Raw genomic sequence first — 13,148 nt, 5'->3', positions numbered from 1 at the left:
TCAGTTACCAGTTATCAGTGGGACTCTGGTTCTTCGTTACTTAGTATGGTTCGATAGGGGGGCATAAATCGACTAAATCCTTATCTGGCAAGAGATTTAATTGATTAGTTCGCTCTAGATCGAAAACAATTAACAAAAATCGCCAAATGTCTTTCTCTATAAGGGTTTCATCCCTTATAAACCCGTCCATTGCATAACACAAACCGAAGAACCTATATGGATGACAGCAACAGTGCTGTCTTTTCACTGATTACTGTTTACTGTTCACTGATAACTGACCAAATCTCCCCACTTCCCCACTTCCCCACTTCCCTCTCCCTAACCCCCAACAGCATAAATTAAGTTTTGTATCGATAGTTTGCTAATTTTGCTGTTATATGCTATACAGTTACGATCCAAAACAGGATAGAAAAACGAGATTTTCTTAATTACCAGACATTTTCTCAAATTTTATGGCAACTCTCCCAGAGTCAAATTATCCTGAAAGAAATCCTCTCCTAGAAAATCCGACAAGACTCAGCAAAATTGTGGCCATTAATGCTTTTATCCTTGTATTAGGACTTCGATGATGAAAGAATTGGAGCGATACTATAAAGTTTTAGGGTTAGATCATGGGGCATCTCTCGATGAGATCAATCAAGCCTATAAGGATTTGGTGTTTATTTGGCATCCCGATCGCATTCCCAAAGATAATCAGCGTCTCTTGGAAAAAGCCACCGCTAAACTGCAAGAAATTAACCACGCTAGGGAGCAATTGCGGCAAATTCATCAAAATTCTCCTAAACGCTCCAATTCCGCCCCTAAAACTGAAAAACAGCCCGCCCACGCCTATAAAACTGCTTCCCCCTATCAGCCTCACCCTAGCCAACCCGGCCAAAATTCACAAACCCATAGTCAACAAACCCATAGTCAACAAAGCCACTCCCAGAATAACCATCACGTCCCCAATCATGCCGCCGGCCGCCCTCACTATCGGGATTTAAACGGAGCCGATTTACAGGGGGCTAACCTGAAAGAAAAAGATCTCTCTAGTCGCAGTCTCATCGGGGCAGATTTAAGCCATGCCGACTTAAGCGATAGCTTCCTGCACAAAGTTAACCTAGAAAAAGCTAATCTGTACAAAGCTAATCTTTTTCGCGCCAATCTCCTCGAAGCTAACCTTAAAGGCGCAAATTTACAGGAAGCCAATCTCATCGGGGCGGATTTAAGCGGGGCGGATTTAAGTGGGGCAGATTTACGCGGGGCAAAAATTGGCTTTGGTAAGCGTATTATGGTGAAATTAACCCGGGCAATTTTAACAGGAACAATTCTCCCCGATGGCTCGATTCATCAATGAGTAACCTCTTGCTAATTTTGATGTTTCTTTAATATGAACTATCACCTGATGGGCATTTATTACACAATCGCTGCTCTTTTTCTAGGGATACAATTAGCTGCAGGAGAAAATTTATCGGCGGCAAATCCTGATTTTATACGACTACAAAAAGCTTTAGAAAAACACAATTTCATCGTCAAAATTGCCACGCCACCAGTGCGAGGAGCCTACGGTTTATTTGATAGTAAAACTAGAATTATTTGGATTCATCCCCTGGTTTTTGACTTAGGGATTGCCCGACCGACATTAATTCATGAAGCTGTCCATGCCGCCCAACTTTGTCATGGAGGCAAAACAGTTAAAGCTCTTAATTTAGCCATAGAACCACCAGCAATGACCAGAAGATTTTTTATGAATTATGAGGGTTTTAGCAGACAAATTGAAGCCGAAGCCTATACTGTTCAAGTTCAGCCCGATGGTCTAGATTTAGTGATTTCTTTACTGCAAAAATATTGTCCTTAACACTTGCCGGTCAACCAAGCAAAATCAGCTAAATTAACCAGAGTAAACCAGTCGATAAATCTACCAATCCCTTTCTAATTCTTCGGCCACACGACGATAATCGGCCCCGGCTTCTTGGGCATTTTTACCGCGCCAATTGGTAATAGCTACCCCGTCTAAAACGGCTTTTTCGTGGGCCTTATAATTTCTGACAAAAGCATGACAGGCAGGAATACCTAATTCTAATAAAGTATTTTGTGCTTCTAAAGTTTCCTTAAGACTACGAGAATCCACTTTTGTTAATAAAACCCGATAGGCAATTCCTAGGGGTTTAACTGCCGTGCGTACCGTGTCAATTAAAGCCATTAAATCCATCGGTGCGGGAGGAGTCGGTAAAATTAAATAATCTGATTCTGCTATGACTGCCGTAAGTAATTCGGAACGCAAAGCTGGTGGTGTGTCAATCACGATCAGATCGTACTCGATAATTTGACGCAATTCTCCTAATTTCTCTGTATTAATTTGCTTGGCTAAATCAAATACCATACCCGCTTGATTTCTTTCTACCCACCAAGTGGAGGAACCCTGCGGATCCGCATCCACCAGCAAAACACGCTGATTCTGCCCCCAAATTGCCGCTAAATTGACCGCAGTGGTGGTTTTACCCACACCACCTTTACCGTTGACAACAGCGAGAATTTTCGGGCTATTAGGCTTTAATTGCGAGGTTGTTGAGGAATTTGGCATTTTTAGTTATCGGTTATTTTAGCTGTCAGGAGACGGGAGATAGGAGACGGGAGTCAGGAGTCGGTATTCAGCATTTTCTAGTCAGGAGACTGTTTTTATTTATTCTCCCCGCTGATTCTCTCCAACGAGTTCACGAGTCAATTATCGTCTCGCCAATTCTTTTTCCGACTTTCCTAGCCACCAAGCTGATTATCGGGTCTGATGACACCATTGTTACTCCAGTGTGAGTTCAGGAGCCTTCCAGGTTTAGAATATCAGGGTTTACCGCTAGTTTCTCTTTTTCTTTTTAGGGCGCGTAGCGTCCTTCAGTAGCTGATTATGTATTGGTATAATGGCGAATTAATCGAGGATGAGCGAATCAGTCTGGGTATTGATGATATTGGGCTGCTTTATGGGGCCACACTATTCACTACCCTGCGTATCTATCAACAAAGCTTAGAGCATCCCCTGACCCATTGGCAAGAGCATCTTAAACGTCTGCACTCTAGTTTACAAGTTTTCCACTGGCCCGATCCCGATTGGCGGCGAATTCGCCAAGGAGCCGAAAAATTATCCCTATTCTATCCTGTCCTGAGAATCACAATTTTTGCCGATGGTAGAGAGTGGATTAAAGGCAGATTTCTCCCCGAAGATTTAAGCATTAGACAAGAGCAGGGAATTATTGGGTGGGTAATAGATAATCCCGCTTGGCAACGCGTTTTAGGAGAACATAAAACTGGTAATTATTTGACCCCTTGGTTAGCGTCACAAACTGCTCAAAAAAAAGGAGCAAAAGAAGCGATATTAGTCGATCGAGTCGGCAATTGGTTAGAAACTAGCACGGGTAATTTATGGGGATGGAAAGATAATTGCTGGTACAGTCCCCTGCTTACTGCTGATATTTTACCCGGGATCGGTCGCTCGGCTTTGATCGGCTGGTTAAAAAAACAAAATATTTCCCTGCAAGAAAATCTCTGGACCCCCGAATTTGTCAGGACTTTACAAGCGATCGCCTATAGTAATTCTCTGGTGGAAATTATCCCTTTTAATTCTATTCTTGGCTGGGATCTACAGATAAATACAGCCATTTATCGAGAAGTTTTACCAGATTTACAGCAATATTTTTCCAGTCAATTAGAGAATAAATAAGGGTGTGTTACTAGAGGCTAACACACCTAAAATCTGGAAATAATACCGCTCAAGCTTTAAAATTCTCGCTCGGAATTAGCCTCACTATCGCGTTTAGAACCGAGTAAATCTAGTTGATCGACGAGAATCACCGGTTTAGAGCGAGCTAATCCCGTGTTTTTATCATTCCAAGTATCCATTTTTAAAGAACCTTTAATCCCGATTAAACCGCCTTTTTTCACATAATTAGCGGCCACTTCCGCCGTTTTGCCCCAAATTTCCAGATCGAACCAATCCGGCTGATCGCTATTTTTAGAGCGACGATTAACCGCTAAAGTGAAAGTACATAAAACCTTACCCGACTCGAAATACTTGGTTTCCGGGTCTTTCCCCGCTCGTCCCACCAAATGAACCAGATTTAAACTCATGGTCTTAAATCCTCAATTTAGTACAATAGTATGTTTATTTTAGCCCGAAACCCTGACTTTGACCGGTGGCTAGGGAGAAAATTAGGGGCAGGATTTGCGTCAATCTGGAGAGAAAGAAGCGATAATTAACTAGACTTGAGAAACAAAACGTAATAAAATCCAAGTCGATTCGATCGAAAGTCTAGCCATAGCAACGTTGTTATAAGAACAGGAGTGAAAACAAGTGGGTTTTTTTAGAGGTCTAGCCTTATCAAGGGACATAGGTATAGACTTGGGGACAGCAAACACCCTCGTTTATGTGTCAGGGAAAGGTATTGTTTTAGAGGAACCATCGGTAGTGGCGATCGATCAAGATCGTAACCCGATCGCTGTCGGGGAGGAGGCCAAAAAAATGCTCGGTCGGACTCCGGGCCATGTCACCGCTCTGCGACCCCTGCGCGATGGGGTAATCGCCGATTTTTACAGTTGCGAGATCATGTTAGCGGAATTCATCAAACGAGCGCTCGATGGCACGATTGGCAATCCCCGCATGGTAATCGGTGTTCCCAGTGGGATTACTGGAGTAGAAAGACGCGCGGTGGTGGATGCGGCCAAAAATGCCGGCTCGCGAGAAGTGGGGTTAATTGATGAACCGGTTGCTGCGGCCTTGGGCGCCGGTTTACCCGTCTCGGAAGCGACGGGAAATATGATCATCGATATCGGTGGTGGCACGACGGAAGTGGCGATTCTCAGTCTCGATGGGACAGTGATCAGCGAATCCGTCCGTGTGGCCGGGGATGAACTCACGGAAGCAATTATCGCTTATCTAAAAAAAGTCCATAACCTGATTATCGGGGAACGCACGGCCGAAGATATCAAAATTCGCCTTGGTTCGGCTTATCCCTCCCCCGGAGATGAATTTCCTCCTCTGGAAGTGCGGGGATTGCATCTCATGTCCGGTTTACCCCGCACCGTGACGATAAAAGCGGAAGAAGTGCGGGAAAGTATGGATGAACCACTTTCTGTGATCGTTGATGCGATCAAACGTACACTAGAAAAAACTCCCCCCGAATTAGCGGCCGATATTATCGATCGCGGGATCATGTTAGCGGGAGGGGGTGCTTTATTACGGGGACTCGATCGCCTAGTCAGTCACGAAACCGGTATCGTTACCCATGTCGCTGAAGATCCCCTGCGCTGTGTTGTCAAAGGCACGGGAGAAGTGTTAAAAAATCAGAAACTCTTTGAGCGGATCGTTAATGAAACAACTCGCAATGTCTAAAGGTCATTAGGATCGGTTAGCGGCAAAAGACACGGATTCTCACTCTACACAGCCAAGAGGTTTTAAATCGCTCATGTATTCAGCACGACGAAAATGGACACAGCAGGGATGGCGACTTTTTCTGCTCGCTGCCGCTCTGGGGGCAGCTTGGTACATTCGCACCTATCAAAGTGGGGCGATTTTAGAATTGTATGGTTTATTAACCCGCCCTTTTCAGGGAGAGGAAACTAATCTGCAAGAGCAACTTCTGGCCGATCAACGGGTGCGAGAATTACAAAATCGTTTAAGTGAAGTCGAATATCAAAATCAACAATTAAAAAAACAGCTTGGTTATTATCAAACCCAGAAAAAACCCCTGATTTCTGCCCCAATTATTGGCCGCAGCGCCGATGATTGGTGGCAACAGGTAATTATCGGTCGGGGTAGCACCGATGGTGTGCCAGTGGGTGCTTCGGTGACGGGAATTGGCGGTTTAGTGGGACGGATTACGGAAGTTACTCCCCACACCAGCAAAGTTTTATTGGTCAGTAATTCCCAAAGTCGCATCGGAGCAACGGTGAATCGTACTCGGGCCATGGGTTTAATTCAAGGTCAGGATTCCCAAGTCGCCACCCTGCGCTTTTTTGAAAAAGCTCCCGATGTCAAACCGGGAGATGTGGTGACTACTTCGGCTTTTAGTAGTCTTTTTTCGCCGGGGTTGCCCATCGGTCGTATAATTTCCCTTAATTTACAGGAAAATCCCGCCCCCACCGCCAAAATTGAATTTACCGCCACCGTGGACAATCTCGAATGGGTGTTCGTTCACCCGCAACCCCAGCAGTGAGAGGGTGAATTATGCTGAAATTAAGCCGTTTATCAGCCCGTTCTCGTTTTATCCTGAATATTTTAGTCACTATCGCTTCACTGCTTCTCTGTACCTTTCTTTCCTTAATGCGGCTGCCCGGTATGGAGATTTTAGGCATCGCTCCCAATTGGTTACTGATTTGGTTGGTTAGTTGGAGTCTCAATCGCTCTTGTCTCGATAGTGTGGTGGCCGGATTAGCGCTCGGCACTATTCAAGATAGTCTTACCTCTAATTATCCTTCCCATATCATGGTTTTTGGTCTCATCGGCTTCCTCACTTCCCGTTTACACCGACAACGTTATGTTAAAGAAGAATTAATCGCCGTGGTCTTAATTGTCTTTGTTATGACTTTAATTGCCGATGGTGCGCTCGCTTTTCAATACTATCTACAAGGAGGCAAAAATCTCGCTGATCTTTGGCTCGATTATCAACGCATTGGTCTCACTTCTGCTCTGCTTAGTAGTCTCTGGACTCCCCTCGTCTATTATCCCCTCCAGCAATGGTGGCGACAATTTAGCGATCTTTAAGGAGTCAGCTTTTTCAGTTATCAGTTATCAGTGAGCAGTGATCAGATTTGAGTTTTCAGTTCACTGATTACTGATTACTGATTACTGTTCACTGATTACTCACCCTCACCCGCTCAACTAACATGAAATACAAACAAAAACTTAGTCAATTTTTTCATAATCTTGCTAATAAATTAGAGAATTCCGAGCAACCCCCTAAAGTCGATCCTATCGACTCCAAATCTGCGCCAGTTGCGGGGGGAAAGCCAGTAGAAGCCGCTTCCGAAGAAAAAAAGGTCAATTTAGTCTCCCGAACCAGTAGCAAGGCTCTAGAGACGTTAAAACCCTTAAAAAACAAATTTACTACCCTGATCGACAATTCTCCCTTACCGCAATGGCGACAACATCCCCGCTTTGGGTTGTACTTGGGATTGGGATTAGGCGTAACTGGGGGCATTTTAGGGGTAGGTTGGGGCATTTATCGCCTTGAAACCTCTCTACCGCAAAATATCGCCGATATACAAACATATACTCGTCCCGGCACCCTAACCATTCAAGCCGCTAATGGGGAAATCCTCAAGCAAAATGGCCCTAGCACTTACGAAACCGTGAAAATTGCCCAAGTTCCCCCACTGGTACAGGAGGCCTTTATCGCTAGTGAAGACCGCCGTTTTCGCCAACACGGGGGAGTTGATGGCCAGGGTATTGCTCGCGCTCTCTTTTCTAACCTGAGAGCCGGGGGAGTGGTGGAAGGAGGCAGCACCATCACCCAACAATTGGCCCGAATTGTCTTTTTATCCCAAGAAAGGAGTTTTGATCGCAAATTACGGGAAATGCGTATCGCTCAGAAAATAGAAGATAAATATACAAAAGACCAGATTTTAGAGCGTTATTTTCACCTAGTTTATCTCGGTTCCGGGGCCTACGGTCTTGCCGATGCCGCTTGGTTATATTTCAGTAAACCCGTCGATAAATTAACTCTAGCCGAAGCTGCCACCCTTGCTGGCATTGTTCCGGCTCCTAGTCTCTATTCTCCCCTCGAAAACCCTAAATCTGCCCTAGAACGGCGTAATATCGTCCTCAAAACTATGGCCGAGGTGGGATTTATTACTAACGCTCAAGCCGAACAAGCGATCGCATCTCCCCTAGGTCTGAAAACCAGTCCCCTAAAACGTCTGCAACGGCAAGCGGCCTATTTTACCGATTATGTGGAAAAAGAACTGCCGCAACTGGTTCCCGCTAAAACCCTAGAAGCAGGGGGATTGGTGGTAAAAACTACCCTTAATCCTCGTTGGCAAAGGGAAGGGGAGGAAGTGGTAGAAAGAGCGGTTTCTCGTTATGGCAGGTGGCAGAACTTCCAACAGGCAGCTTTAGTGGCAATTGACCCCAAAAATGGACAAATTAAGGCCATGGTCGGGGGAATTGACTACGATAAGAATCAATTCAATCGGGTGACACAGGCAAAACGTCAGCCAGGATCTACTTTTAAGCCTTTTGTCTATGCGGCGGCGATTGCGGCGGGGAAATCCCCCTATTCTAATTATAAAGATGCACAGTATGTGGTGGATGGTTATAAACCGGAAAACTACGGCGATAAGTATAGCGGCCGCGAGGTGTCCATGCGCGATGCTTTGACTTCTTCCCTGAATGTGGTGGCAGTTCAGGTGTTAGTGGCTGTGGGTTGGAATCCGGTGATTAAATTAGCTCAAGATATGGGGATCCAGTCGAAACTTTTACCCACTTATTCTTTGGCTTTGGGTGCTTCGGAAGTCAATCTTTTAGAATTGACCAGCGCCTACGGAACCTTTGCTAATAATGGTGTGCATCAACCAGTTTACGGTATTAATCAGGTACTCGATCGCAATGGTAAGGTAATTTATCAAGCCAATTTTAAACCGAAAACTGCTCTCAATAAAAACACGGCAGCGACGATGACTTGGATGCTGCAGGATGTGGTTAATTCGGGAACGGGAACCCCCGCACAAATTGGTCGTCCAGTGGCGGGAAAAACTGGCACTTCTGACAAGGCTCGTGACCTTTGGTTTGTCGGTTATATTCCCCAATTAGTCACGGGAATTTGGCTCGGTAATGACAATAATAAACCCACCAATGGAGCCAGTACCATGTCCGCTTGGATGTGGCGACAATTTATGTTAGGAGCAATTAAGGATATTCCCTATCAAGGTTTCCCAGAACCGAATTTAGGCAAACGTCCAGTGACAGTAAAAGCGGAACCAATTAAACCCCGACGTACCTACTTTACCCAAACTACTAACAATCGTTTAGCCAGCAGCGATGAGGGTTCCCCCACCGAAGGACCCATCCGCAGACGGCGACGGGTTCGGGTAAGTCGCGAGCAAACTATCGTTCGTTCTAATACTAGCGAACCGGGCCAACGCCGTTCTAGTCGTCGGCGTACTACCGTCGCTCCTACCAGTGCCGCTGCTCCTAGTCCTGAAAATGCAGCCCCCGCGGCAGCCGAACCGATTACCGTTCCCGTCACTGTGGCAGCTCCCGAAACTCGTTCGGTTCCCCTACAGGTAACTCCTCCCCCCGATGTGGCTCCTCCTGCACCCCCGGCAGAAAGACGCTGAATCGGCACGACAACCCTCGCAGGATTTGCGGGGGTTACAGAGGATACTTTATCTCTGCTGATTTCTGAAAGCCTTGTAAATCAAGAGTAAAAATATAGTTGCACACGGGGTTAAATCCGTTGAGTATAGGCTACATATCAGGAGAGGCACTCATGCAAGGGGAGTGACTCTTAAATTATTACAGATGCGTCAGCGGCTGTCCCCCAACGGGGGGTTTGGGTAGGGTTGATTCATGAATCAACCCTACTATCAATCAACCCTACTATCAATCAACCCTACTATCAATCAACCCTACTATCAATCAACCCTACTATCAATCAACCCTAGGAGTTTGGGGGTTCTACCCCCCAAAGGCTTGGATTGAGTGATAAAATCGGAAGTAATACTAAATCCGTTGAGTATAGGCTACATATCAGGAGAGGCAGTCATGCAAAAGTGGGAATAAATAATCAGTTTTTAATAACTGGATTTAGTAGAATAACTTAAAAGCCGTTTAATGCCGATGACCAGTCTTATTTCCCCCACTACCGTCTCCTCAACCCGTTTAAGTCTCAGCTATCAAGTGGCTATGCCGGAACCGACTTCACACCTCTTTGAAGTTACTCTACAGATTACCGGTTGGCAAGCTCCGATTTTAAACCTAAAAATGCCGGTTTGGACTCCCGGTTCCTATCTAGTGCGGGAATACTCCCGTTTAGTCCAAGATTTTCAAGCTGTTAACCTCAACAGTCGCAAAGTTGCTAAAAATCACTGGCAGATTGACAATGGTGACAGTTCCGAAATAACGGTCAAATATCGCGTTTTTGCCCACGATTTAACCGTCAGAACCAACCATCTCGATGATACTCACGGTTACTTCAACGGGGCTGCTTTATTTTTCTATATCCCCGATTATCAAAAACATCCCCTCACCCTGACAATTATCCCTCCCCATGGCGATTGGCGCGTTACCACTGCCTTAAAATCTTTACCCGGACAGAAAAACACCTTTCACGTTCCCGATTTTGATACCCTAGTGGACAGTCCTGTGGAGGTGGGGATTCATCAGTTATACGATTTTGTCGTCGAGGGAAAACCCCATCAATTAGCTATCTGGGGACGGGGAAACGCCAATCCTAGTCAAATTATCGCCGATACCACTAAAATTATTCAAACCGAGTCGGCTATGTTCGGTGGACTCCCTTATGATAATTATCTCTTTTTGCTACATCTTTCGGCGGCTGGTTACGGGGGACTAGAACATAAAAATTCCTGTACCCTTAACTATACGCGTTTGGGATTACGAGATAAGGATAAATATAATCGTTTTCTGCAATTAGTCGCCCATGAGTTCTTTCATCTCTGGAATATCAAGCGTATTCGCCCAAAAGCTTTAGAAAGCTTCGATTATGATGCAGAAAATTATACTTCTTCCCTCTGGTTTGCCGAAGGAACCACCAGTTATTACGATATAGTAATCCCTCTACGGGCGGGAATATACGATAGTAAGACTTTTTTAGAGCTTTTAAGCAAAGAAATCACCCGTTATCTCAATATACCCGGTCGTCTTGTCCAACCTCTAGGCGAAGCGAGTTTCGATGCTTGGATAAAACTCTATCGACGGGATAGCAATAGCGATAATAGTCAAATTTCCTACTATCTCAAGGGGGAATTATTGTCGCTGCTTCTCGATTTACTAATTCGCACCCACACCGATAACCGTCGTTCCCTCGATGATGTTTTACGCTCGATGTGGCAACATTTCGGTAAAGAGGAGATTGGTTATACCGATGGGGAATTGCAAGCAATTCTCGAATCTGCCGCAGGGGTGGATTTAAGCGACTTCTACCGCCGTTATATCGACGGTTTGGCAGAATTACCCTTTAATCAATATCTTGAACCTTTTGGACTCTATCTGCGCGGTGTTGGCAATGGGGAGACGATACCTCATCTGGGAATGCGGGTACAGAGTGAAGCGGGTAAAGAAATAATTAAATTTGTCGAGATGGGTTCCCCTTGCCAAAAAGCGGGAATTAATGCTGATGATGAGTTATTAGCCATCGATGGATTGCGGGTGACGGCGGAACAGTTAAACGAAAGATTAAAAGACTACCGCACAGGTGATATTATTCAGATAACAGTCTTTCATCTCGATGAATTGCGAACCCTTGCTGTTCAACTGGCTGCCCCGCAGACGATTCGCTATGAAATTATCAGGGTAGAAAATCCTTCTAATAGCCAGAAACAAAATTTTTCCGCATGGGTAAATCCCGTTTAGTTCTTGGTTCAATCAAAAAAAAATGTCTATTACCGAAATTCCTTTCCTTCCTCTCGCCTATTTTGAGAATAAATTTATCCCTTTTAGTGAGGCAAAATTATCCGTTGCTACCCACGCACTACACTACGGAACTGCCGCTTTTGGGGGTTTACGAGGTACTCCCGACCCTAACAATCCTGGACAGATATTATTATTTAGATTAGAACGTCATTGTCAGCGTTTAAGTCAAAGTGCTAAGTTTCTTAATTACGAGATTCCTGCCGATAAAATCTATCAAATAATTATCGATTTTGTTAAAAAGAATCAGTGTCATCGACCTTTTTATATTCGTCCCCTTGTCTATAGTTCCGGGTTGGGAATTGCCCCGCGATTGCATGGTATCGAGAAGGATTTTCTAGTCTATGGTCTAGAAATGGATGATTATTTAGCAGCCGATGGGGTTAACTGTCGGATTAGTTCTTGGTATCGTCAAGAGGATAGAAGTTTCCCGTTGCGAGGTAAAATTAGCGCCGCTTATATCACTTCTGCTTTAGCAAAAACGGAAGCGGTAGAATCGGGGTTTGATGAGGCAATTTTGATGAATTCTCAAGGTAAAGTCTGTGAAGCGACGGGAATGAATATTTTTATCATCAGAAATGGTCAGCTAATTACTCCTAGTTTTGACCAAGATATCCTAGAGGGTATTACTAGAGATAGTGTTTTAACTATCGCGCGGGATTTGGGTATTCCGGTTATTGAAAGACCCGTAGATAAGACGGAGTTATTTATCGCTGATGAGGTGTTTTTAAGTGGCACTGCGGCGAAAATTACTCCGATTAAAAGGATTGAAACTTTTTCTTTACCCGCGGCTAAACCGATTACTTATCAGTTAAAAGAAAAGTTAAGTTCTATCGTTCTCAATCAGGAACCAAAGTATCAAGATTGGATTACTAAAGTTCCTTTATAGTTAGACAAATTCACTCAATTTTTCCGGTTCTTCGGTTTGTTTCATGCAATGGACGGGGTCATGAGGGATGAAACCCTTATACACAGAGATGTTCGGCTATCTTTGTCAATTGTTTTCGATCTAGAACGAACTAATCAATTAACTCTCTTGTCGGGTAAGGATTTAGTCGATTTATGTCCCCCGATCTAACCATACCAAGTAACGAAGAGCCTTTTTTCCCAAACCTTGCCAGGAATATTATCTCTTATCTTGACCAGATGGATTGACTTCAAGGGGTGACAAAACAAAGCGAGCAACTGGAACATCTCCCCCTAGATGTTAAGTCTGATTGCCCAGTCATTCTCAACAAGCACTGTTTATTGAGAATGACCGGGGAACCCTGAAATTTTCGGCTTAGTTGCTGGCAGCTTGCCGCCAACTCACTCCTCTAGATAAGTATTTTGACTCAGGCATCTTCCTCTTTTGAGACGTTGTGACACTTAGGGTGCGGAATGTGGGATTTAATTGACATCCTCGCCGCCCTAAAAGTGCGGCGATTCCTAAACCTCACGATTTAAGTTTCTGCTTCCACCACCGTCGCATACCACAGTTAAAAAACCATGTACTGTCTTACACAGAGTCCACAGACTTTCGCCCCATTTC

At 44.7% G+C, this 13,148-nt stretch carries 12 protein-coding genes; 10 read left to right on the top strand and 2 right to left on the bottom strand.

The genetic code is table 11. The annotated features are described in order from the left end of the window. Window positions 1–568: 568 nt before the first annotated feature. Together IM456_RS04695 and IM456_RS04690 are read left to right on the top strand one after the other, a co-directional pair. Window positions 569–1,336: a pentapeptide repeat-containing protein gene (locus tag IM456_RS04695; protein ID WP_287694402.1), complete on the top strand. Its 768-nt coding sequence runs from the start codon at window positions 569–571 to the stop codon at window positions 1,334–1,336. A 48-nt stretch (window positions 1,337–1,384) separates the two neighbouring features. Further along, on the top strand, window positions 1,385–1,837 hold the full coding sequence (locus tag IM456_RS04690; RefSeq protein WP_149985745.1) for a DUF8637 domain-containing protein: 453 nt from the start codon (window positions 1,385–1,387) through the stop codon (window positions 1,835–1,837). A 60-nt stretch (window positions 1,838–1,897) separates the two neighbouring features. On the opposite strand, the gene IM456_RS04685 is transcribed toward IM456_RS04690, so the two are convergent. Further along, window positions 1,898–2,563, bottom strand: a complete 666-nt coding sequence (locus IM456_RS04685) for a ParA family protein (protein ID WP_149985729.1) — start codon at window positions 2,561–2,563, stop codon at window positions 1,898–1,900. On the opposite strand from IM456_RS04685, the gene IM456_RS04680 reads away from it, so the two are divergent. Together IM456_RS04680 and IM456_RS04675 are read left to right on the top strand one after the other, a co-directional pair. Beyond that, a complete protein-coding gene (locus IM456_RS04680) occupies window positions 2,557–2,790 on the top strand; it encodes a hypothetical protein (RefSeq protein ID WP_149985730.1) in 234 nt (77 codons plus the stop codon). The two genes, IM456_RS04685 and IM456_RS04680, sit on opposite strands and share 7 nt — an antisense overlap. A 91-nt stretch (window positions 2,791–2,881) precedes the next feature. Then, window positions 2,882–3,691: an aminotransferase class IV gene (locus IM456_RS04675; RefSeq protein ID WP_287694393.1), complete on the top strand. Its 810-nt coding sequence runs from the start codon at window positions 2,882–2,884 to the stop codon at window positions 3,689–3,691. A 56-nt stretch (window positions 3,692–3,747) separates the two neighbouring features. Here IM456_RS04675 and IM456_RS04670 read toward each other — a convergent pair whose 3' ends face one another. Continuing rightward, window positions 3,748–4,098 (bottom strand): single-stranded DNA-binding protein, encoded by a 351-nt coding sequence (locus IM456_RS04670; protein WP_149985732.1) that lies wholly within the window; start codon window positions 4,096–4,098, stop codon window positions 3,748–3,750. A 223-nt stretch (window positions 4,099–4,321) separates the two neighbouring features. Here IM456_RS04670 and IM456_RS04665 point away from each other — a divergent pair, with 223 nt between their 5' ends. From IM456_RS04665 to IM456_RS04640, 6 genes are all read left to right on the top strand, one after another. Further along, window positions 4,322–5,359, top strand: a complete 1,038-nt coding sequence (locus IM456_RS04665) for a rod shape-determining protein (protein WP_149985733.1) — start codon at window positions 4,322–4,324, stop codon at window positions 5,357–5,359. 73 nt (window positions 5,360–5,432) lie between these two features. After that, window positions 5,433–6,182, top strand: coding sequence for a rod shape-determining protein MreC (mreC, locus tag IM456_RS04660; RefSeq protein WP_149985734.1), 750 nt, complete (start codon window positions 5,433–5,435; stop codon window positions 6,180–6,182). A gap of 11 nt (window positions 6,183–6,193) precedes the next feature. Next, window positions 6,194–6,730, top strand: a complete 537-nt coding sequence (gene mreD, locus IM456_RS04655) for a rod shape-determining protein MreD (RefSeq protein ID WP_149985735.1) — start codon at window positions 6,194–6,196, stop codon at window positions 6,728–6,730. Window positions 6,731–6,852: 122 nt separating this feature from the next. After that, on the top strand, window positions 6,853–9,303 hold the full coding sequence (locus IM456_RS04650) for a transglycosylase domain-containing protein (protein WP_287694396.1): 2,451 nt from the start codon (window positions 6,853–6,855) through the stop codon (window positions 9,301–9,303). A 496-nt stretch (window positions 9,304–9,799) separates the two neighbouring features. Then, window positions 9,800–11,560, top strand: a complete 1,761-nt coding sequence (locus IM456_RS04645; protein WP_287694398.1) for a M61 family metallopeptidase — start codon at window positions 9,800–9,802, stop codon at window positions 11,558–11,560. Window positions 11,561–11,582: 22 nt separating this feature from the next. Beyond that, complete coding sequence (locus IM456_RS04640; protein WP_149985738.1) at window positions 11,583–12,506, top strand: branched-chain amino acid transaminase; 924 nt, start codon at window positions 11,583–11,585, stop codon at window positions 12,504–12,506. Window positions 12,507–13,148 lie beyond the last annotated feature (642 nt).

Origin of the sequence: Microcystis sp. M079S1, assembly GCF_020246425.1 — a bacterium.
GTDB lineage: Bacteria > Cyanobacteriota > Cyanobacteriia > Cyanobacteriales > Microcystaceae > Microcystis > Microcystis aeruginosa.
The sequence above is the reverse complement of the archived record's forward strand: the minus strand, read 5'-3'. Positions and strand labels throughout refer to the sequence as shown.

What these genes read in the sequence shown, in the direction of transcription:
- IM456_RS04645 (WP_287694398.1), top strand. Translation starts at nt 9,800, where the DNA reads ATGCCGATGACCAGTCTTATTTCCCCCACTACCGTCTCCTCAACCCGT.
- IM456_RS04670 (WP_149985732.1), bottom strand. Translation starts at nt 4,098, where the DNA reads ATGAGTTTAAATCTGGTTCATTTGGTGGGACGAGCGGGGAAAGACCCG.
- mreC (WP_149985734.1), top strand. Translation starts at nt 5,433, where the DNA reads ATGTATTCAGCACGACGAAAATGGACACAGCAGGGATGGCGACTTTTT.
- IM456_RS04685 (WP_149985729.1), bottom strand. Translation starts at nt 2,563, where the DNA reads ATGCCAAATTCCTCAACAACCTCGCAATTAAAGCCTAATAGCCCGAAA.
- IM456_RS04675 (WP_287694393.1), top strand. Translation starts at nt 2,882, where the DNA reads ATGTATTGGTATAATGGCGAATTAATCGAGGATGAGCGAATCAGTCTG.
- IM456_RS04690 (WP_149985745.1), top strand. Translation starts at nt 1,385, where the DNA reads ATGGGCATTTATTACACAATCGCTGCTCTTTTTCTAGGGATACAATTA.
- mreD (WP_149985735.1), top strand. Translation starts at nt 6,194, where the DNA reads ATGCTGAAATTAAGCCGTTTATCAGCCCGTTCTCGTTTTATCCTGAAT.
- IM456_RS04650 (WP_287694396.1), top strand. Translation starts at nt 6,853, where the DNA reads ATGAAATACAAACAAAAACTTAGTCAATTTTTTCATAATCTTGCTAAT.
- IM456_RS04695 (WP_287694402.1), top strand. Translation starts at nt 569, where the DNA reads ATGAAAGAATTGGAGCGATACTATAAAGTTTTAGGGTTAGATCATGGG.
- IM456_RS04640 (WP_149985738.1), top strand. Translation starts at nt 11,583, where the DNA reads ATGTCTATTACCGAAATTCCTTTCCTTCCTCTCGCCTATTTTGAGAAT.